The 20093-nt window shown below is 62.6% G+C and carries 17 protein-coding genes; 15 read left to right on the forward strand and 2 right to left on the reverse strand.

Features of this window, described 5'->3' with window-relative positions; translation table 11 throughout:
- Positions 1–15: 15 nt before the first annotated feature.
- On the reverse strand, positions 16–687 hold the full coding sequence (locus tag V6M87_RS10765) for a hypothetical protein (protein WP_332876617.1): 672 nt from the start codon (positions 685–687) through the stop codon (positions 16–18).
- A 176-nt stretch (positions 688–863) separates the two neighbouring features.
- On the opposite strand from V6M87_RS10765, the gene V6M87_RS10770 reads away from it, so the two are divergent.
- Positions 864–1562: an HAD family hydrolase gene (locus V6M87_RS10770; RefSeq protein ID WP_332876618.1), complete on the forward strand. Its 699-nt coding sequence runs from the start codon at positions 864–866 to the stop codon at positions 1560–1562.
- Positions 1563–1592: 30 nt separating this feature from the next.
- Complete coding sequence (gene hrcA, locus V6M87_RS10775) at positions 1593–2609, forward strand: heat-inducible transcriptional repressor HrcA (RefSeq protein WP_332876619.1); 1017 nt, start codon at positions 1593–1595, stop codon at positions 2607–2609.
- Positions 2610–2681: 72 nt separating this feature from the next.
- Here the strand turns inward: hrcA and fur are convergent, their stop codons facing one another.
- The gene (gene fur, locus V6M87_RS10780; protein ID WP_332876620.1) at positions 2682–3110 is read right to left on the reverse strand and encodes a ferric iron uptake transcriptional regulator; all 429 of its coding nucleotides are present in this window, start codon (positions 3108–3110) and stop codon (positions 2682–2684) included.
- Positions 3111–3187: 77 nt separating this feature from the next.
- On the opposite strand from fur, the gene V6M87_RS10785 reads away from it, so the two are divergent.
- The 13 genes from V6M87_RS10785 to V6M87_RS10845 all read left to right on the forward strand — a co-directional run bounded on the left by V6M87_RS10785 (position 3188) and on the right by V6M87_RS10845 (position 19919).
- Positions 3188–3781, forward strand: coding sequence for an outer membrane protein assembly factor BamE (locus V6M87_RS10785; RefSeq protein ID WP_332876621.1), 594 nt, complete (start codon positions 3188–3190; stop codon positions 3779–3781).
- Positions 3782–3791: 10 nt separating this feature from the next.
- Positions 3792–4595, forward strand: a complete 804-nt coding sequence (dapB, locus tag V6M87_RS10790; protein ID WP_332876622.1) for a 4-hydroxy-tetrahydrodipicolinate reductase — start codon at positions 3792–3794, stop codon at positions 4593–4595.
- Complete coding sequence (locus V6M87_RS10795) at positions 4595–4921, forward strand: barstar family protein (RefSeq protein WP_332876623.1); 327 nt, start codon at positions 4595–4597, stop codon at positions 4919–4921. Before dapB ends, V6M87_RS10795 begins: the two co-directional genes overlap by 1 nt.
- Positions 4922–5013: 92 nt before the next feature.
- Positions 5014–7656 carry a leucine--tRNA ligase gene (leuS, locus tag V6M87_RS10800; RefSeq protein ID WP_332876624.1) on the forward strand — a complete coding sequence of 881 codons (2643 nt, stop codon included), beginning with the start codon at positions 5014–5016 and terminating at the stop codon, positions 7654–7656.
- Between the two features lie 3 nt (positions 7657–7659).
- Positions 7660–8172 carry an LPS-assembly lipoprotein LptE gene (locus tag V6M87_RS10805; RefSeq protein ID WP_332876625.1) on the forward strand — a complete coding sequence of 171 codons (513 nt, stop codon included), beginning with the start codon at positions 7660–7662 and terminating at the stop codon, positions 8170–8172.
- A gap of 12 nt (positions 8173–8184) precedes the next feature.
- Positions 8185–9198, forward strand: a complete 1014-nt coding sequence (gene holA, locus V6M87_RS10810; RefSeq protein ID WP_332876626.1) for a DNA polymerase III subunit delta — start codon at positions 8185–8187, stop codon at positions 9196–9198.
- Between the two features lie 15 nt (positions 9199–9213).
- Positions 9214–10479, forward strand: a complete 1266-nt coding sequence (locus V6M87_RS10815; RefSeq protein WP_332876726.1) for a glutamate-5-semialdehyde dehydrogenase — start codon at positions 9214–9216, stop codon at positions 10477–10479.
- 7 nt (positions 10480–10486) lie between these two features.
- Positions 10487–10897: a CopD family protein gene (locus V6M87_RS10820; RefSeq protein ID WP_332876627.1), complete on the forward strand. Its 411-nt coding sequence runs from the start codon at positions 10487–10489 to the stop codon at positions 10895–10897.
- 174 nt (positions 10898–11071) lie between these two features.
- Entirely contained in the window at positions 11072–12286 is a 1215-nt protein-coding gene (locus V6M87_RS10825; RefSeq protein WP_442920572.1) for a THUMP domain-containing class I SAM-dependent RNA methyltransferase, read from the forward strand.
- Positions 12287–12439: 153 nt separating this feature from the next.
- Positions 12440–13714, forward strand: a complete 1275-nt coding sequence (locus V6M87_RS10830) for a multidrug effflux MFS transporter (protein ID WP_332876629.1) — start codon at positions 12440–12442, stop codon at positions 13712–13714.
- A gap of 208 nt (positions 13715–13922) precedes the next feature.
- Complete coding sequence (locus tag V6M87_RS10835; RefSeq protein ID WP_332876630.1) at positions 13923–16067, forward strand: HDOD domain-containing protein; 2145 nt, start codon at positions 13923–13925, stop codon at positions 16065–16067.
- A complete protein-coding gene (locus V6M87_RS10840) occupies positions 16067–18319 on the forward strand; it encodes an EAL domain-containing response regulator (protein ID WP_442920573.1) in 2253 nt (750 codons plus the stop codon). Before V6M87_RS10835 ends, V6M87_RS10840 begins: the two co-directional genes overlap by 1 nt.
- 4 nt (positions 18320–18323) lie before the next feature.
- Complete coding sequence (locus V6M87_RS10845; RefSeq protein ID WP_332876631.1) at positions 18324–19919, forward strand: tetratricopeptide repeat protein; 1596 nt, start codon at positions 18324–18326, stop codon at positions 19917–19919.
- Positions 19920–20093 lie beyond the last annotated feature (174 nt).

Consider the following 20093-nt stretch of genomic DNA (forward strand, 5'->3'; position numbering starts at 1 on the left):
TCCTTGTGAATAATGTTAGGCGCCACTGGCTGGCGTGCAAGTAACCACGGGGGCGGCCGCGTTCGGGGTCCCGTCAGCATTCGTAGGGAGGATATCGACCAAGCCCATTTTGTCGATCCCTTTGGTGACGGTGCAGGTCTTGCCGGTTGGCTGCGTGAGCACAGTGATGCCATATGGATAATCTTGCGACACCGGCGCCATGGAGAATGTCACGTTGCCACTATCTGCTGCCGGTGTGACCGTCACCTGATTCGAGCCGTTGACCAGGACCAGCTTCTTGTCGGTGGCGTTGGCGCCGGCGTTGCCGAGTCCGGTCACCGTGCCGCTCAGCTTGTGGGTGAAAATGACGCAGGTGACCACCACCGAGCCGACGCTGTACAAGCCGGTATTGCCGGAACCGTTCGCCACAGAGCACTTTTCAGTATTGCTTGGCCGGGCCTTGACGGTCACGTTGTAGATCGAATCGCTCGGGACCAGGTCCTTGAACTGGAAGCTGCCTGAACCGCCCGGTGATACGCCCGCAATTGCCAGATCGGCGCCGCCATTGTTTTGCAGGATCAGGCCATCGAGGGTGACACCGCTGAAGTTGCCAGCCAGGTACAGCGTGCCAGTATTGCCGCCGCCGCAGGAGGCCAGGCTCACTGCACATGCCAGCGCCAGGCCGGTACGCAGGATCGAACTTTTCATAATTTCTCCAAAACAAGCAGGGAAAGGCCCGCTGTCACAGGCAGCGCGCCCTTGAATAATCTTTGTGCCGACATTCTAGTGCATTTGCCCAGCCGCAGCGCCATTCGCGTGTATCTTCATGTAAGACCAGGTAAATCCTTTACGATGGTTGATTATCCGCTTTCAGGCTGCATTCCATGACCACACCCCACGCCGTTTTGTTCGACCTCGACGATACCCTGTGGCCGATCGGCCCCGTCATTGCGCGTGCCGAAGAACTTGTGCAAGCCTGGCTGGCGCAGCATGCGCCCGGCGTCGCGCAGCGCTTTTCGATCGAAGCACTGCGCAGCGCGCGCATGGCGCTGTTGCAGGAGCAACCCGATTTCCATCTCGACTTTGGCGCCCTGCGCCGCGCCGGCCTGCACGCCGCCTTCGCCGAGGCGGGCGAGGATGCCAGCGGTGTCGAGCACGCGATGCAGGTGTATTACAAGGCGCGCAATACCATCGAGCTGTATGAAGACGTGCTGCCGGCTTTGCAGGAAATCGGCGCGCTGGCAGTGGTCGGCTCCATTTCGAATGGCAATGCCGATCTGCAAACGATCGGCCTGGCGCAGCATTTTTCGTTTTCGCTATCGGCCGGCGCCCATGGCAGCGCCAAACCGGATCCGGGCATTTTTTTGGCGGCCTGTGCCGCGATGGGGGTGGCGCCGCAGGATGCTGTCTACGTGGGCGACGATATCCTGCTCGATGTGCAAGGCGCCCAGCGGGCCGGCTTGCGCGCCGTGTGGCTCAACCGCACCGGCAGCACGCGCCATCTCGAGCATGGCGTGGTGCCGGATGCGATCTGCCGCGATTTTACCGAACTGCTGGAATGGCTGCGCGGTCAGCGTGCATAATAGGGGCGCATCCATCCTTCCAGTCTATTCATGCAACTCGACACCCGTGCCCAAACCCTGCTGAAAGCTCTGGTCGAGCGTTATATCGCCGACGGGCAGCCGGTCGGCTCGCGCGCGCTGTCCAAAATCTCCGGGCTCGACCTGTCGCCGGCCACCATCCGCAACATCATGGCCGACCTGGAAGAGCTCGGCTATGTGTCCAGCCCGCACACCTCGGCCGGGCGCATCCCGACGCCGCGCGGCTACCGCATCTTTGTCGACACCTTGTTGACCGTTCAGCATTTCGACGAGCATTCGGTGGAAGCGCGCATGCGCATGCCGCTGCTGCAGCCGCAAAAAATGATCGCGAATGCGGCCCAGATGCTGTCGTCGCTGTCCAAGTTTGCCGGCGTGGTGCAAAGCCCGCGGCGCACCTCGGTGTTCCAGCAGATCGAATTTTTGCGTTTGTCCGAAAAGCGCATTTTATTGGTCATCGTCGACCCGCGCGGCGACGTGCAAAACCGGCTGCTGCTGACCGACGTCGATTACACCCCGAGCCAGCTGATCCAGTCGGCCAATTATCTGAACCAGCATTTTGGCGGCCTGTCGTTCGATGAGGTGCGCTTGCGCCTGAGCGGCGAATTGCGCCAGTTGCGCGACGACATGGGCCGGCTGATGCAGGCCGCGGTGGAAGCAGGCAGCGAAGCGATGACCGACGACTCGGACGCCATGATCATTTCGGGCGAGCGCAACCTGCTGTCGGTGGCCGATTTGTCGTCCAACATGAGTTCGCTGCGCCAGATGTTCGATATGTTCGAGCAAAAAACCGGCTTGATGCAGTTGCTCGACGTGTCCAGCAAGGCGGGCGGGGTGCAGATATTTATCGGCGGCGAATCGAACCTGGTGCCGATGGAAGAGATGAGCATTGTCACCGCCCCCTATGCGGCCAACGGCAAAGTGGTCGGCACGCTGGGCGTGATCGGGCCGACCCGGATGGCGTACGAGCGGGTGATTCCGATCGTCGATATTACGGCCAAGCTATTGTCGAATGCACTGAGTAACCACTAGCGTACGAGCTAGCCAACGTCATCCTCGCGAAGGCGAGGACCCATAACACGCAACCGAATTTCAGGCAGCTGACTAGCCGCGATGCGGGCACGCCACCTTGGTGCAATTGCCGTAAATCGCCAGCGCGTGATCGGCAATATGAAAGCCACGTTCGGCGGCGATCTTGTGCTGGCGCGATTCGATTTCTTCATCGTAGAACTCTTCCACCCGTCCGCAATCCAGGCACACCAGGTGATCGTGGTGCGAGCCGGCATTGAGTTCGAAAATCGCCTTGCCGGTTTCAAAGTGGTTGCGGTGCAGCAGCCCGGCCTGCTCGAACTGGGTCAGCACGCGGTACACGGTGGCCAGGCCGACGTCCATATTCTCCGTCAGCAAAATTTTATAGACGTCTTCAGCAGTCAGGTGGCGCACCTCGCTGTTCTGGAAAATTTCCAGGATTTTAAGGCGGGGCAGGGTGGCTTTCAGGCCGCTGGCCTTCAGGTCGGTAGGATTGTTACTCATGTTATTGCTCGTAGATTGAAATAGTGCTTTATGATATAGCGTTTTGGGGCCCTGGCTCACACGTTTTGAGGTTATGTATGCACGTCAAGCAGTCGATTTCTCCTCGTTTCCACGCACGCGCGGCCCTGGTGGCCGGCCTGACCGTCGCCACGCTGACCCTGTCGGGCTGCGCCGCATTGCGTGACACCAGCCCTCTCGCGACCGCCGCCAGTCAGGATGCGATCGCGCGGGATGCCGAGAAAAGCGCCGCCACGGCCAACGCCGGCGCCCAGACCACTAAAGTGACCAACCTGCAAAAATTTCTGTGGGTATTTACACCGTATCGGCCGGACGTGCAGCAGGGTAACTTCGTCTCGCAGGAAATGATCGAGCAGGTCAAAGTGGGCCAGACCCGCGAACAGATCATGTTCATCCTCGGGACCCCGCTGCTGCAGGACGTGTTCCACAAAGACCGCTGGGACTATCCGTTTTACCTGGCGCGCGGCAATGGCGAACTGACCACCAGCCGCGTCACCCTGTATTTCAAGGATGACAAGCTGGAACGCTTCGACGGCGGTAACCTGCCGAGCGAGCGCGAGTACATCGCCCGCATCGCCGGCCCGTCGCGGGTCAAGGAGCAAATCGCGCCGCCGGCCGATGCGCCGCCGAAATCGACCCTGCCACAGAAATAAGAGACGCACGATGTTGAAGATTGCAGTAGCAGGCGCCAGCGGGCGCATGGGTCGCATGCTGGTGGAGGCGATTGCCGCCGCGCCGGAGGTGACCTTGTCGGGCGCGCTCGACCGCGCAGGTTCCGACGCCATTGGGCAGGATGCGGCCGCGTTTGCCGGCCAGCCAGCCGGCGTGATCATCAGCGCCGACCTCGCCACTGGCCTGGCCGGGGCCTATGTCCTGATCGATTTCACCCGCCCTGAAGGCACCCTCGAACACCTGGCGTACTGCGCCGAACACGGCATTAAGCTGGTGATCGGCACCACGGGGTTTGACGACGCCGGCAAGGCAGCCATCCGCGCCGCCGCCGAAAAAACCGCGATCGTGTTCGCGCCGAACATGAGCGTGGGTGTGAACGTGACGCTCAAATTGCTGCAAATGGCGGCCAAAAGCCTGTCCGAAGGCTACGACATCGAAATCATCGAGGCGCACCACCGCCACAAGGTCGATGCGCCATCGGGCACCGCACTGAAAATGGGCGAAGTCATTGCCGACGCGCTGGGGCGCGACCTGAAAGAATGCGCCGTGTATGGCCGCGAAGGCGTCACCGGCGCGCGCGACCCGTCGACGATCGGCTTTGCAACCATCCGTGGCGGCGACATCGTGGGCGACCACACCGTGCTGTTTGCCGGCACCGGCGAGCGCATCGAGATCAGCCACAAATCGAGCAGCCGCGTTACCTACGCGCACGGCGCGATTCGCGCCGCGCAGTTCCTGGCCGATAAAACCACGGGCCTGTTCGACATGCAGGACGTGCTGGACCTGGGCGCCTGATGGCGATCGCTGAACTCAAGGGCGCCGTCATTATCGACATGGCCAGCTTCCACGCCGAAAGCAAGAAGGCATTCGGTTTTCCGGACACCTACGCGGGCACCATGGACGCCTGGATCGACTGCATGAGTTACCTGCGCGATGAAGACGGCATGAGCAAATTTAAATTGTTCCCGAACGAAGCGCTGCAGATCGTGGTGCTGGACGCCGCCATCTTGCAAGCCAGGGCGCCCGACGTCCTCGAAGAATTGACGTATTGCGTGGCCGGCCTGAACGAGCGCTACGAGGATTACGGCGAAAAGCCGGCGCTGCAACTGATCCTGAAGTAATTTACCGCCCGGTCTTCGTACCGGGCTTTTTTTTATCCCGATGGCAGCCGGTATAATGTCCGGTTCCACCTCTCATTTGGCCGCAGAACACCATGTTAGATAAATATAGTCCCGCCGACGTCGAACAGGCCGCCCAAGCCCACTGGAAAGCCATCGACGCGTATAAAGCCGTCGAAAACGACCCGCGTTTCCCAAAGGGCAAGTATTACGCTTGCTCGATGCTGCCTTACCCATCGGGCAAGCTGCACATGGGCCACGTGCGCAACTATACGATCAACGACGTGATGTACCGCTACCTGCGCATGAACGGCTACAACGTCCTCATGCCAATGGGCTGGGATGCATTCGGCATGCCGGCGGAAAACGCGGCCATGGCCAACAACGTGCCGCCCGCGCAATGGACATACTCGAACATCGCCCACATGCGCACGCAGATGGAATCGATGGGCCTGGCGATTGACTGGTCGCGCGAAATGACGGCCTGCACGCCCGAGTATTACAAGTGGAACCAGTGGATGTTCCTCAAAATGCTCGAAAAAGGCATCATCTACCAGAAGACCGGCACCGTGAACTGGGACCCGATCGATCAGACCGTGCTGGCCAACGAGCAGGTGGTCGACGGTCGTGGCTGGCGCTCGGGCGCGCTCATCGAAAAGCGCGAGATCCCGATGTACTACGCGCGCATTACCGATTACGCCGACGAATTGCTCGACTACGCCGAAAATAAATTACCGGGCTGGCCGGAGCGCGTGCGCGTGATGCAGACCAACTGGATCGGCAAATCGGTGGGTGTGCGTTTCGCGTTCCCGCACACGATCGCCAACGCGGCAGGGGAGTTGGTGGGCGATGGCAAACTGTACGTCTTCACCACGCGCGCCGACACCATCATGGGCGTGACGTTCTGCGCCGTCGCCGCCGAGCACCCGCTGGCGCAACTGGCGGCGCAAACCAATCCGGCCCTGGTCGACTTCATCGCCGAGTGCAAACTGGGCAGCGTCATCGAAGCCGACATGGCGACGATGGAGAAGAAGGGCATGCCGACCGGCCTGTTCGTTACCCATCCTTTGACGGGTGAGCAGGTGCCGGTCTGGGTCGGCAATTACGTCTTGATGACCTACGGCGACGGCGCCGTGATGGGCGTGCCGGCGCATGACGAACGCGATTTCGGCTTCGCCAAAAAATACCACCTGCCGATCAAGCAGGTGGTCGCCATCGAAGGCAAGGAATTCTCGCTCGAAGCCTGGCAGGACTGGTACGGCGATAAGGAAGCCGGCCTGATGATCAACTCGGGCAAGTTCGACGGCCTCGATTACATCGCTGCCGTGAACGCCGTCTCTGGCGACCTGGCTGGCATGCAGCTGGGCGACAAGAAGGTAACGTTCCGCCTGCGCGACTGGGGTATCTCGCGCCAGCGCTACTGGGGCACGCCGATCCCGATCATCCACTGCCCGGAGCACGGCGCCGTGCCGGTCCCTGAAAAAGACCTGCCGGTCGTGCTGCCGGAAGACTGCGTCCCGGACGGCACCGGCAACCCGCTGAATAAATACGAAGCGTTCCTGGCCTGCGCCTGCCCGATCTGCGGCGCCGCGTCCCGGCGCGAGACCGACACAATGGACACCTTCGTCGATTCGTCGTGGTATTACATGCGTTATACCTCGCCCGGCGCGAAGGATGGCATGGTCGATGCGCGCAACGATTACTGGATGCCGATGGACCAGTACATCGGCGGCATCGAGCACGCCGTCATGCACTTGCTGTACGCGCGCTTCTGGACCAAGGTGATGCGCGACTTCGGCCTGGTGAAATTCGACGAGCCCTTCGTCAACCTGCTCACGCAAGGCATGGTTCTCAACGAGACCTATTATCGGGAAGACGACGCCGGCAAGAAGAGCTGGTTCAACCCGGCCGATGTCGACCTGGCCATGGACGACAAGGGCCGCCCGCACGCAGCGCTGCTGAAAGCCGATGGCCAGCCGGTGAATATCGGCGGCACCGAAAAAATGTCGAAGTCGAAGAACAACGGCATCGACCCGAAAGCGCAGATCGACCAGTATGGCGCCGATACCGCGCGCCTGTTCACGATGTTCGCCTCGCCACCAGAGCAGACGCTCGAGTGGTCCGATTCCGGTGTCGAAGGCGCCAGCCGTTTCCTGCGCCGCGTGTGGGCGTATGCGTATGCCAAATCGGGCAACGTGACGGCGGCGTTGGCAGCCACCGAAGCGGGTACCCCGACGGAAGCGCACAAAACCCTGCGCCGCGAGCTGCACAAGATTTTGCAGCAAGCCGACTACGATCTGAAGCGCATCCAGTACAACACGGTGGTGTCGGCCTGCATGAAGATGCTCAACACGCTCGAGTCCAGCAAGCTGGAAGCGGGCGCGGCGACCGATGCCGTGCTCACCGAAGGCTTGTCGATGTTCCTGCGCGTCCTGAACCCGGTCGCGCCGCACATCACGCACGCGCTGTGGCAGGAGCTCGGGTTTGCGCAGGCGCACGGCGACATCCTCGATGCGCAGTGGCCGCAGGTCGACCCGGCCGCGTTGGAGCAGGCCGAGATCGAGATGATGATCCAGGTGAACGGCAAGCTGCGCGGCTCGATCAAGGTCGCCAAGGATGCCGACAAGGCCACCATCGAAGCGCTGGCCATGGCCTCGGAAGCGGTACAAAAATTTGTAGAGTCGACGCCGAAGAAGATCATCGTCGTTCCCGGTAAGCTGATCAGCATTGTGGTGTAAGCGATGACCTTATTTAACTCCCGGCTGGCCCGCGCACTGTGCATGATGGTGCTGGCCGCCACGCTGACGGCCTGCGGTTTCCATTTGCGTGGATCGGAAGGCTACAACCTGCCGTTCCACACCATTTATCTGGGCTTCCCCGACAATTCGCCGCTGGGCGCGGAGCTGCGCCGCAACTTGCGCGGGCTCGATGGTCTCACTGTCGTGACCACCGCCAAGGGCGCCGAGGCGCAAGTGGACGTAGTCAGCGAAACGCGCGGCAAAACCATCCTGTCGCTGAACAGCCAGGGCCGCGTGCGCGAATACCTGCTGACCTACACCTTCGTGTTCAAGGTGCGCAATGGCGCCGGCGTCGAGCTGCTGGGACCGACCGAGATCGCCCTGAAGCGCAATATCGCCTTCAATGAAGACGCGGTACTGGCCAAGGAGTCGGAAGAAGCCTTGCTGATCCGCGACATGCAGACCGACCTGGTGCAGCAGGTCTTGCGCCGCCTGGCGGCCATCAAGCCAATCTAGGGTGATCTTGCCATGATGCTGCGGCCGGAAGCGCTCGAGGGTCACCTGGCCAAGACGATTGCGCCCCTGTACGTGATCGCCAGCGACGAACACCTGCTGGCGCTGGAAGCGGCCGACAAGATCCGTCGCGCCGCGCGCGCCAACGGCTATTCGGAGCGTGACGTGCTCACCGTCGAGCGCACCTTCAAATGGGGCGAGCTGCTGGCCGCAAACCAGGCCTTGTCGCTGTTCGGCGACAAGAAGCTGATCGAGCTTCGCATCCCGACCGGCAAACCGGGCAAGGATGGCAGCGCGGCTTTACAAGCGTATGCGAAGGACCTCAGCCCCGATAACCTGACCCTGGTGACCTTGCCCAAGCTGGACTGGCAAAGCGCCAAGGCGTCGTGGGTCACGAGCCTGCAGCAGGCCGCCGTCTACATCGACATCCCGAACATCGAACGGGCCGCGCTGCCGGGCTGGATCGGTACGCGCCTGGCCGCGCAGCAGCAGAGTGCCGACCGCCAGGGGCTTGACTTCATTGCCGACCGCGTCGAAGGCAACCTGCTCGCGGCGCACCAGGAAATCCAGAAGCTCGGCCTGCTGCACGAACCGGGCAGGTTGACGTTCGAGCAGATCCACGACGCGGTGCTGAACGTGGCGCGCTACGACGTGTTCAAATTGTCCGAAGCGATGCTGGCCGGCGACCCGGCGCGGCTGGTGCGCATGCTCGAGGGTCTGAAAGGCGAGGGCGAAGCGCTGCCACTGGTTTTATGGGCAGTGGCCGAAGAAATCCGCACGCTGTTGAAACTGAAAGCCGGCATGGAACAGGGCCGTCCGCTGGGCGCACTGCTCAAGGAGCACCGTATCTGGGGCCCGCGCGAACGCATGATGGAGCCGGCCCTGCGGCGCTTGTCGCTGCCCGTTCTTGAAGCGGCGCTGCAGGATGCGGCGCAGGTCGACCGGATGGTCAAGGGTTTGCGCGCGAAGGCCTACGCGGGCGACGCGTGGGACGCGATGCTGCAACTGGCCCTGAAAGTGGCAAGGTAAAAAATGGAGCACATGATGGACATCACCGCTTACATGCAGCAACTGGGCCGCCAGGCGCGCGCGGCTTCGCGCGCGATGGCGCGCGCATCGAGCGCGACCCGCAACCAGGCCTTGCTGCTGATTGCTGCCGCGATCGAACGCGAGGCCGACCTGCTGCGCGCCGCCAATGCCCTCGACCTGAACGCGGCCCGCATCGCTGGCCTGGAGCCGGCGCTGCTCGACCGGTTGGCGCTGTCGGATAAAGCGATCGATACGATGGTCGAAGGCTTGCGCCAGGTTGTCGCGCTGCCCGATCCGATCGGCGAAATCAGCAACATGAAATACCGCCCGAGCGGGATTCAGGTCGGCCAGATGCGCGTGCCACTGGGCGTGATTGGCATCATCTACGAAGCGCGTCCGAATGTGACCGTCGATGCGGCCGGCCTGTGCATCAAGAGCGGCAACGCGGCCATTTTGCGCGGCGGCTCGGAGGCGATCCATTGCAACCGCGCGTTGGCGCGGCTGGTGGCCGAAGGTCTGCTGGGCGCCGGCTTGCCGGCCGACGCCGTGCAGGTGGTCGACACGACCGATCGCGCGGCCGTCGGCGCCATGATCACGATGCCGGAATATGTCGACGTGATCGTCCCGCGCGGCGGCAAGGGCCTGATCGCGCGCTTGATGAAAGAGTCGACCGTCCCGATGATCAAGCACCTCGACGGCATCTGCCACGTCTACATCGACGCGCAAGCCGACCTGGCCAAGGCGCTGCCGATTGCGCTCAACGCCAAGACGCACCGCTACGGCACCTGCAACACCATGGAAACGCTGCTGATCGACCGTGCCATCGCCGCGACCGTGCTGCCGCAACTAGCACCCCTGTATGCGGCGAAAGAAGTGGAACTGCGCGCCGACCCGGATGCGTACGCGCTGCTGACCGGCTATCCGTATCTGGCGCATGCGCTTGAGGCAGACTGGTCCACCGAATACCTGGCGCCGATCCTGGCCATCAAAATCGTCGACGGGATGGATGCGGCGATCGACCATATCAACACCTGGTCGTCGAAGCACACCGATGCCATCGTCACCGAGAACTACAGCGATGCGCTGCGCTTTTTGCGCGAAGTCGACTCCGCATCCGTGATGGTGAACGCCTCCACGCGCTTTGCCGACGGCTTTGAATATGGCCTGGGCGCCGAGATCGGCATCTCCAACGACAAGCTGCACGCGCGCGGCCCGGTCGGGCTGGAAGGTTTGACGTCACTGAAGTACGTCGTGTTCGGTCACGGCGAAATCCGCCAATAAGGAATCTATGCTCTGGATTAAAGCACTGCACATTGTTTTTGTCGCCTCCTGGTTCGCCGGGCTGTTTTACCTGCCGCGCATTTTTGTGAACCTGGCGCAGGAAACCAATGCCGCGGCGCTCGAGCGCCTGCTCGGCATGGGCCGGCGCCTGTACCGGTTCACCTCGATCCTGATGATTCCTGCGCTGGTGTTCGGCCTGTGGCTGTGGCTCGGCTACGGCTTCAAGGGCGGCTGGCTGCATGCAAAACTGGCGCTGGTGATCCTGGCGATCGGTTACCATCACGCCTGCGGTTCGCTGCTCAAGAAATTCGAGCGCGGCGCGAATACCAAGTCGCACAAGTGGTTCCGGTGGTTCAATGAAGTGCCGGTCATCCTGCTGCTTCTGATCGTCATCCTCGTTGTCGTCAAACCGTTTTAACCAGTTAGCAATCACGCGTAATTATCGTCACCACCTCATTAAAAACCGTCATTCCCGCGCAGGCGGGAACCTATACCCCTGATGCTGGTGACGCGCACCTCCGAGTGCTGCACGCGTGCTATGGGTCCCCGCCTTCGCGGGGATGACGGGTAAACAACGGATAAAAGGTCCCCCATGGCATCCTATTTTTGCCCTTGCCCACGCGGCATGGAAGCAGCACTCGCTGAAGAACTTGGCGAAATCGCCCAACTCTCCACCACGTTCAAAGTCCACAACCAGGTCCCCGGCGGCGTGCATTGCTCCGGCGCTCTGGAGGACGCCTACCGCGTCAACCTGCACTCGCGCATCGCCTCGCGCGTGTTGATGCGCATGGGCCACTCGAGCTACGCCAACGAAAACGATATCTACGACCTGGTCATGGAGCAAAAGTGGGAAGACTGGTTCGACGTCGACCACACCATCCGCGTCGACGTCACGGCCGTCAAATCGCCGCTGCGCAGCCTGGAATTTACGACCCTGAAAATCAAGGACGCCATCTGCGACCGCTTCCGCGACCAGTTCGACAAGCGCCCGTCGGTCGACACCAAGGAACCCGACATGCGCATCGTCGGCTTCCTTGACCAGCGCAACTTCACGATCTACCTCGACACCTCCGGCGAAGCGCTGTTCAAACGCGGCTGGCGTGAAGAGACGGGCGACGCGCCATTGCGCGAGAACCTCGCCGCCGGCATGCTGCGCGTGGCCGGCTGGAAGCCGGGCACCCCGCTGTTCGACCCGATGTGCGGCTCCGGCACCATTCTGGTCGAAGCGGCGCAAATGGTGCAGGGCATCCCGCCCGGCGCGCGGCGCCAATTCGCGTTCGAAAAATTCCACGGCTTCGACAAGGCGGTTTGGCAAGACATGAAGGCGTCGATCAAGGCGCTGCCGCTGCCGCTTGAGCCAACCATCTTCGGCTCCGACATTTCGGGCGACATGATCGCGATGACCCGGCACAACCTGAAAGTGGCCGGTATCCTGTTCGATGTGCCGCTGAAACAGATCGAAGCCCAGCAGGTGCAGGCGCCGACCGAACAGCCGGGCATCTTGCTGACCAACCCGCCGTACGGCGAGCGGATCGGCGTGCGCGGCGACACCACCATTCCTGCCGACGACATGGCGGCCGGCTTCTATTCTGCGCTGGGCACGACCCTGAAACAGCGTTTCGCCGGCTGGACGGTGTTCCTGTTCACCGCCGACCTGACCTTGCCGAAGCTGCTGCGCCTGAAAGAAGCGCGCAAAACGCCATTTTTCAACGGTGCGCTGGAGTGCCGGCTGTTCAGGTTTGATATGGTGTCGGGATACAACCGGCGCGAGCAGGCCAAGCCGGTAACTGACGCGCCGACGCAGTAATCCGCGCCTTTAAAACCGTCATCCCCCCGAAGGCGGGGGCCCATAGCACCTTCGATTCGCTGCAGCACTGGGCGTAAGTGGTATGGGTCCCCGCCTGCGCGGGGATGACGGGATAACGATATCTGTTCTGGCCGCGGCCGGGCCAAGGTAAACATGTTCCCTCCAGAGCCCGACAACGTCCCTCCCGATCACCGCGTCCCGGTCCCGCTGCCGCCGCTGCGCTACATCGCTCCCTTGAGCTTTGGGGCGCTGGCGACCGTGCTGGCGGCACTGTCGATGCTCGGCCCGTTTTCGATCGACGCCTACCTGCCGGCGTTCCCGCAGATTCAGTCTAACCTGCACGCCTCGCTGCTCGAAGTCCAGCAAACGCTGTCGATCTACATGCTGGCGTTTGCCGGCATGGTGCTGTGGCATGGCGCCTTGTCCGATGCCTTCGGGCGCAGGAACGTGATCATCGTCGCGTTGATCGTGTTCGCCCTGGCCACCTTTGGCTGCGCCGCGTCGAATTCGGTCCACTACCTGTGGATCTTCCGCATTTTGCAGGGTGTCTCGGCCGGTGCCGGCGTGGTGGTGGGCCGCGCCATCATCCGCGACCTGTATGCCGACGCACCGGCCGCGCGCCTGTTCTCGCTGGTAACGATGATCTTTTCGATCGCGCCCGCGGTGGCGCCGGTGCTGGGCGGCTGGATCGTCACCTTGTTCGACTGGCGCGCAATTTTCCTGGCGCTGTTCGTCTACACCGTGGCGCTGGGCCTGTACTGCTGGCGGTGCCTGCCCGAAACGCTGCCGCGCGAACGCCGCCAGCCGTTCAATCCACGCTTCGTGGCGCGCAACTACCGCGCCATCTTCGGCTCGTTTTTATTCCACATGAAGGTCGGCGTGATTGCGCTGAACTTCGGCGGCCTGTTCCTCTACATTTCCGCGGCCCCGGTGCTGCTGCCCGAGCACCTGCACCTGGGACCGTCGCAGTTTGCCTGGCTGTTCATCCCGAGCGTGTCCGGCATTTTCCTGGGCGCGCTGGCGGCCAACCGCATCGCCGGCAAGGTGCCGTTCGTGCGCCAGATCGGCATCGGATTCTGTTTCATGCTGGCCGCCGTGACCTGCAATGTGGCCTATCACGCCTTCCTCCCGCCGGCGTTGCCATGGACAGTCCTTCCCTTGTTTTTTTATACTTTCGGTAGCTCCCTGATCGGGCCGGGCGCCACGCTGATGGCGCTCGATCTGTTCCCGCACATCCGCGGTACAGCCGCTTCCTGCCAGTCGTTTATGGTGACCCTGACCGGCGCAATTGTGGCGGGCGTGGTCGCGCCGGCCCTCTCGCACTCGGTGCTGGCGCTGGCGCTGGGGCAGGCCGCCTTTGCCGTGGGCGCCTTGTCCCTGTGGCTGAGTGCGCGTCATTACAGGCGTATTCTGGCCCGTCGAATGTAACGGATAGTAACGTGGTTTTAGCGTAACACTTCTACTAAAGAACTATTTCCACTCAGGAAATTTTATGTGTTTATGCTAAGATGGATACTTAAAGCTTTGAACATCGTTGTAAAAAACAGCATGTTCTGGCGATGAGATACCAATTAGTGGTGGGGGCCTGCAATCGGCGTCTCCGCTCTTCCATCGTTGTGGCCGCCTTGCTGAGACCATGCACCAACCTGATCAGGATATTCGCAATCGCTTGTTGATTGCCCGTCTGCCGGCCATGCCGCAGATTCTTATCAAGCTGCTCGGCCACCTCCAGGCCGATGACCTCGGCATGCCTGAACTGGCGGCGCTCATTGCCAACGACGCCGGCATGACGGCCAAGCTGCTGGCCGTCGCCAACAGTTCGGCCTACCACCGCAACGGCCGCACGGTGAACCTGGAGCAGTCGCTGGTCTCGCTCGGCACCGACATGATCAAGACGCTGGTGATCAGCGACTCCGTGTTCCAGACCTTCAACAGTTTCCCGCATTCCGGCAGCACCGACCTGCGCGCATTCTGGAAAAACGCCCTGACCACCGCCGTGATCGCGCGCGAGCTGGCCAAGAGCATGCAGTACGCGCACCAGGAAGAAGCCTACCTGGCCGGCCTGCTGCACAATGTGGGGCGGCTGGCGCTGCTCGCCACCGCGCCCAAGGAATACGCCTTCAATTTCACCGCGCGCGATGACGAAGACCTGTGCGCGGTCGAGCAGCGCACCCTCGAAATCACCCATACCGAAGCGGGCGCCTGGATGATCGAGCGCTGGCAGCTCGACTCCTTCCTGGCCGACGCCGTGCTGTACCACCACGAGCCGAGCGCGCGCCTGGCAGCTAGCCATCCCTTGATCCGCATCGTGCGCCTGGCGCATGTGCTGTCATCACACAGCCTCGACAACGAGCAGGTGGAACAGGCTGGCGTCTTGTGTGGCATCGACGCCGATGAAGCGCAAGTGATGCTGACGCGCGCCGTGCGCCAGGTAGAGAAAGCGGCGCTACACCTGGGCATCGACCTGGCGGGCGCCGACGATATCCCGGCCCCGGCCGCCTTTGCGCCGGTCACAATCGACCCGGTCCAGCAACGCCTGGCCGACGAAGTGCGCAACCTGGTGCTGGTGTCGGAGATCGGCCAATCATTCGCGCGTCAGCTTGATTCGGGAGACTTGCTCGAATGCGTCACCCGCTCGGCCCGTATCTTGTTCGACTTCGACAACACCTGCATTTTGCTGGAAAATCCGACCGGCCACGCCCTGGTGGGCGCCCCCACCGGCACCCAGCAGCGCATCGGCCAGTTTTCCATCCCGCTGCAAAAAGGCGGCCTGGTGGCCGACAGCGCGCTGGGCCGCAAACTTGCCTTCATCCGGCGCGACGGCCAGACGCTCGGCCTCGCCGAAGAACAATTGTTCCGCATCTTGGGAAGCGAAAGTCTGGTCTGCCTGCCGCTGGTCACTGGCCAGCGCTGCCTGGGCGTCATCATCGGTGGCGTGGCCAGCTGGCAAGTGCCGTCCGTGCAAAAGCGCGAGCGTTTCCTGCAATCGTTCGGCACCCAGGCGGCCATCGCTTTGGACAGCGCACTGGCCGAGAAGGGCCAGAGCCGCCAGCAACTGGCGCAGGTGGCCGACGATTACCGCGAAGCCACCCGCCGCGTCGTGCACGAGGTGAACAACCCGCTGTCGATCATCAAGAATTACCTGAGCGTGCTCGACCACAAACTGGCGCAGCGCGAACCGGTCACCGGCGAAATGTCGATCCTCAACGAAGAAATCGACCGCGTTGGGCAACTGATCAGCGGCCTGGCCGATTTAAAGCCCGATCCGGATGCGCCGCGCACGGCCGACCTGGCCAGTGTGGCCGAGGAAGTCATGCGCCTGTTCCGCGCCACCGCGTTCATCCCGGACAATGTCGAGATCGTCGTCAACATGCACGAACCGGCGCGCCGCATCGACGGCGATCCGGACGTGGTCAAGCAGATCCTGGTCAACCTGGTCAAGAACGCCATCGAGGCGCTGGCGCCACGGGGCGGGCGCATCGACATCATTAACCGGGGCCATATCAACCGCGACCGCAAGCTGTACCTGGAGCTGGTCGTCAGCGACACCGGTCCGGGTTTGCCAGCCGACGTACTGGCCAAGCTGTTTTCCGAGGTCAGCAGCAGCAAGCGCGGACCGAACCACGGCCTGGGCTTGTCGATCGTCGACAGCCTGGTCAAGCAACTGGGCGGGCAGATCGCCTGCCGCAGCAGCCGCGCCGGCACCTCGTTTGAAATCCTGCTGCCAGCGAACAGCAACCTGGGTGTTGCGCCGACGCTGCGCGCACTGGGGGCCGCCTGATGCCGCCCCCGGTCAATCTGGTGCCGCTGATGCCGGCGCCGAAGGGCATCGACATTGAAGCGGCCCCGACGCACCTGTTCGACGACGACAAGCCACGCCTGCTGCTGGTCGACGACGAGCCGCGCCTGCTGTCCTCGCTGTATGAACTACTGCGCCCGTTCGACTACAACATGGTCACCGCGACCAACGGCGCCGAGGCGCTGGCGCAGCTGACGCGCGTGCGCTTCGACCTGATCCTGCTGGACTTGCGCCTGCCCGACATGAGCGGGCACGACATCATGGATTTCATCAATGAGAATGGTATCGACGGCGATGTCATCGTGATGAGCGGCGAAGTCGGCATCGACGCGGCCATCGGCGCGCTCAAACGCGGCGCCTACGATTACCTGCGCAAGCCCTACAGCCGCGAAGAGCTGCTGAAAACCGTCGGCAACGCCTTGCAGAAGCGCCGCCTGGCGGTGGCCAACGCGCGCATCGCCACGCAACTGGAAAACTCGGAAAAGCTTTATCGCTACCTGGTCGACAGCTCGCCGGATATCATCTACACGCTGAACCACGAAGGCAAATTCACTTTTGTAAACGACCGGGCCTACCAGCTGCTGGGTTTTACGCGCGAAGAGCTGATTGGCCAGCATTACTCGATCCTGGTGCACGACGACGACTTTGAGCGCGCGCGCTACGCCTTCAACGAGCGCCGCGTCGACGAGCGCGCGTCGCGCAATGTCGAACTGCGCCTGAAGTGCCATCGGGGTCACAGCGCCGCCAGCGGCGAGCGCACCTTCAACACCACGCTGATGACGATTTCGCTCAACGCGATCGGCATGCACCTGCCCGACCAGGATATCAAGCGCCTCGAGTTCTTCGGTACCTACGGCGTCGCGCGCGACATCACCGACCGCAAGCGCGCCGAAGAAGTCATTTCGTACCAGGCCTACCACGACATCCTGACCGACCTGCCGAACCGCATGCTGTTCAAGGACCGCCTGGGCCTGGCCGTCATCCAGGCCAAGCGAAAAGTGACGGAACTGGCCGTGATGTTCATCGACCTGGACCGCTTCAAACTGGTCAACGACACCCTCGGCCACGTCAAGGGCGACGAACTGCTGCAGCAAACCGCCTTGCGCCTGAAAGAATGCCTGCGCCGCGGCGACACGCTGGCGCGCCAGGGCGGCGACGAATTCACCATCGTGCTGCCCGAATTGCGCGACCGTGACGACGCCAAGGCGATTGCCGAAAAATTCCTCGAAGTGCTGCAGGCGCCGTTCGACCTCGATGGCCACGAAGTCCATATCTCCGCGTCGATCGGGATTGCGGTGTACCCGAGCGATGGCGAATCGATCGACGAATTGCTGCGCCATGCCGACATCGCCATGTACCAGGTCAAGGCACTCGGTAAAAACGGCCACAGTTTTTATCACGAGTCGATGCTCGACGTCTCGCATCAGAAGATCGCGCTGGAACAAAGCCTGCGCCGCGCGCTCGAGCACAACGAGCTGGAAATGTATTACCAGCCGCAGATGGATGTCATCACCGGGCGCATCGTCGGCGCCGAGGGGCTGATGCGCTGGAATCACCCGACCCGCGGCTTGCTCAGCGCCGGCGAGTTTTTACCGTTCGCCGAAGAAAACGGCCTGATGCTGCCGATTTCCGACTGGATGATCGGTGCCCTGTGCCGCGACATGCTGATCTGGAATGCGGCCGGTGGCCAGGCGATCCGGCTGTCGCTGAACCTGTCGCCACAATATCTCGACCGCGGCGACTTCTTCGAAAAGATGCGTGGCGCCCTGGTGCGCTACAACATCTCGCCGGACCAGATCGAAGTCGAAATCACCGAAAACATCTGCATCCGCAATCCGCAATACGCGATCGACCAGTTAAACAAGCTGTGCCAGCTGGGCGTGTCGGTGGCGATCGACGATTTCGGTACGGGTTACTCATCGCTGTCGTATTTGCACCGCTTTCCGATCCACACCATCAAGATCGACCAGTCCTTCGTCAAGGAGATCAAGGAAGAACACGGCCACTATCCGGTCATTCTGGCGATCATCTCGATTGCGCGCGGCCTCGGTTTGAACCTGATTGCGGAAGGCGTCGAAACCGATGTGCAGTCGCGCTATCTGAAGGCAAACGGTTGCCTGACGATGCAGGGTTACCTGTATCACCGCCCCATCTCGCTGACCGAATTCATGGGCGTGCTGCACACCCAGCTGGTGCCGATGCGCGGCAGCATCGCCGTCGCCAGCCGCGCATAGGGCCATGCAGAACCTGTCCGCCGCCCCGTCCGGGGTCCGTCCCTCCGTGGTTGCTGCCGAATCCCAGCACACCGCTGAATTCCTGCGCACGAAGGGGCTGGCCGAGCGCGGCGTGGCCAACGCCCAGCACAGCCTGGGATTCATGTACGTGAATGGCCAGGGTGTCGCCAGGGACGACCTCATGGCGATCCATTGGTACCGCCAGGCCGCGGCAGCGGGCCTTGAGCAGGCCCAGTACAACCTCGGCGTGATGTTTCAAAAAGGGCAGGGCGTGGCCAGGGATGAAGGTCAGGCCGCCTACTGGTACGAGCGCGCGGCCGAGCAGGGTTACGCACCGGCCCAGTACAACCTGGGCTGGATGTACGCCAAGGGCCAGGGCGTGACAACCGATACGGCGCAGGCCATGCACTGGTTCAGCCAGGCCGCTGAACAGGGTGACGCCGGCGCGCAGCACAACCTGGGCATGATGTACGAAACCGGCAAGGGTGTGCCGCAAGATGTACGCGAAGCCATCACCTGGTACCGGCGCGCGGCCGACCAGGGTTACGCGCGCTCGCAGTTCAACCTGGGCCTGCGCTACGACAGCGGCCAGGGCGTGACGCGCGACGCGCAGCAGTCGATTGCCTGGTTCCGCAAGGCCGCCGAGCAGGGCCACGCGCCGGCCCAGTTCAACCTGGCGCTGCGCTACGACAAGGGCCAGGATGTGCCGCAGGACAGCCAGAAGGCCATCAGCTGGTACCGCAAGGCCGCCGGGCAGGGCCACGCCAGCTCGCAGTTCAACCTGGGCCTGATTTACGACAGCGGCCATGACGTGATCCGGGACGAAACCCTCGCCCTTGACTGGTTCCGCAAGGCTGCCGAACAGGGCCACGCGGGCGCCCAGGACAACCTCGGTTTGCGTTACGAACATGGTCAGGGCGTCGAGCGCGACCTGGCGCAGGCGGCGCACTGGTACCGTCTGGCCGCCGAGCAGGGCTTCGCCAGCGCGCAGTACCACGTCGGACAAATGCTGGACGCCGGCAGCGGCGTCAAGCGGGACCCTGCCGGTGCGGTCGGCTGGTACCGCAAGGCCGCAGAACAGGGCCATTTGCGGGCCCAGTTCGACCTCGCGCTGCGTTACGAAGCGGCGCAGGATTATGTCGGCGCAATGGATTGGTACCGGCGCGCGGCCGAGCAGGATTACGGCCCGGCCCAGTACATGGTCGGTGCGCTGTTCGACCGTGACGACGCGGGCATGCGCGATCCGCGCCAAGCCTATGGCTGGTACCGCAAGGCGGCCGACGGCGGCCACGCGCTGGCCCAGTTCGCGCTGGGCCTGCGTTACGACACCGGCCACGGCGTCGAACGCGATTTCGAGGCGGCGCATTTCTGGTACCTGTGCGCAGCGCGCCAGGGGCATGCGCGGGCGCAATTCAACCTGGGCGTCATGTACGCCAGCGGCCAGGGCGTGCTGCGCGACCTGGTGCTGGCCCACGGCTGGCTGCAGCGGGCCGCGGGCGTGGGGCTGGCGACAGCTGCACGGTACCTGGAGCGGCTGGTGCTGAAGATGGATGAGGCGGAATTGACGCAGGCAAGAAGGCTGGCGCCAGAACCGGTTTAGTGCCTATCCCAGTAGTGCGGAGTCGCTGCTGCTGCGCCTGACAAGTGTGGACTGGCCGTCATATATGACTTGCCTCGTCGTAGCGTGGCTAGCCATGCGTCCTCCTCTCGCCTTGCCCACACTCGCCATGCATCGCGGACGCGCATGTCGGCATCCGCTTCCTCCTACCTACTG

It is taken from the genome of Massilia sp. S19_KUP03_FR1 (assembly GCF_036688685.1).
Lineage (GTDB): Bacteria > Pseudomonadota > Gammaproteobacteria > Burkholderiales > Burkholderiaceae_D > JALYUM01.

Coding starts and splice junctions, on each gene's coding strand:
- hrcA (WP_332876619.1), top strand. CDS start 1,593: ATGCAACTCGACACCCGTGCCCAAACCCTGCTGAAAGCTCTGGTCGAG.
- V6M87_RS10770 (WP_332876618.1), top strand. CDS start 864: ATGACCACACCCCACGCCGTTTTGTTCGACCTCGACGATACCCTGTGG.
- fur (WP_332876620.1), bottom strand. CDS start 3,110: ATGAGTAACAATCCTACCGACCTGAAGGCCAGCGGCCTGAAAGCCACC.
- dapB (WP_332876622.1), top strand. CDS start 3,792: ATGTTGAAGATTGCAGTAGCAGGCGCCAGCGGGCGCATGGGTCGCATG.
- V6M87_RS10840 (WP_442920573.1), top strand. CDS start 16,067: ATGCCGCCCCCGGTCAATCTGGTGCCGCTGATGCCGGCGCCGAAGGGC.
- V6M87_RS10835 (WP_332876630.1), top strand. CDS start 13,923: ATGCACCAACCTGATCAGGATATTCGCAATCGCTTGTTGATTGCCCGT.
- holA (WP_332876626.1), top strand. CDS start 8,185: ATGATGCTGCGGCCGGAAGCGCTCGAGGGTCACCTGGCCAAGACGATT.
- V6M87_RS10845 (WP_332876631.1), top strand. CDS start 18,324: ATGCAGAACCTGTCCGCCGCCCCGTCCGGGGTCCGTCCCTCCGTGGTT.
- V6M87_RS10820 (WP_332876627.1), top strand. CDS start 10,487: ATGCTCTGGATTAAAGCACTGCACATTGTTTTTGTCGCCTCCTGGTTC.
- V6M87_RS10805 (WP_332876625.1), top strand. CDS start 7,660: ATGACCTTATTTAACTCCCGGCTGGCCCGCGCACTGTGCATGATGGTG.
- V6M87_RS10815 (WP_332876726.1), top strand. CDS start 9,214: ATGGACATCACCGCTTACATGCAGCAACTGGGCCGCCAGGCGCGCGCG.
- V6M87_RS10785 (WP_332876621.1), top strand. CDS start 3,188: ATGCACGTCAAGCAGTCGATTTCTCCTCGTTTCCACGCACGCGCGGCC.
- V6M87_RS10795 (WP_332876623.1), top strand. CDS start 4,595: ATGGCGATCGCTGAACTCAAGGGCGCCGTCATTATCGACATGGCCAGC.
- V6M87_RS10765 (WP_332876617.1), bottom strand. CDS start 687: ATGAAAAGTTCGATCCTGCGTACCGGCCTGGCGCTGGCATGTGCAGTG.
- V6M87_RS10825 (WP_442920572.1), top strand. CDS start 11,072: ATGGCATCCTATTTTTGCCCTTGCCCACGCGGCATGGAAGCAGCACTC.
- V6M87_RS10830 (WP_332876629.1), top strand. CDS start 12,440: ATGTTCCCTCCAGAGCCCGACAACGTCCCTCCCGATCACCGCGTCCCG.
- leuS (WP_332876624.1), top strand. CDS start 5,014: ATGTTAGATAAATATAGTCCCGCCGACGTCGAACAGGCCGCCCAAGCC.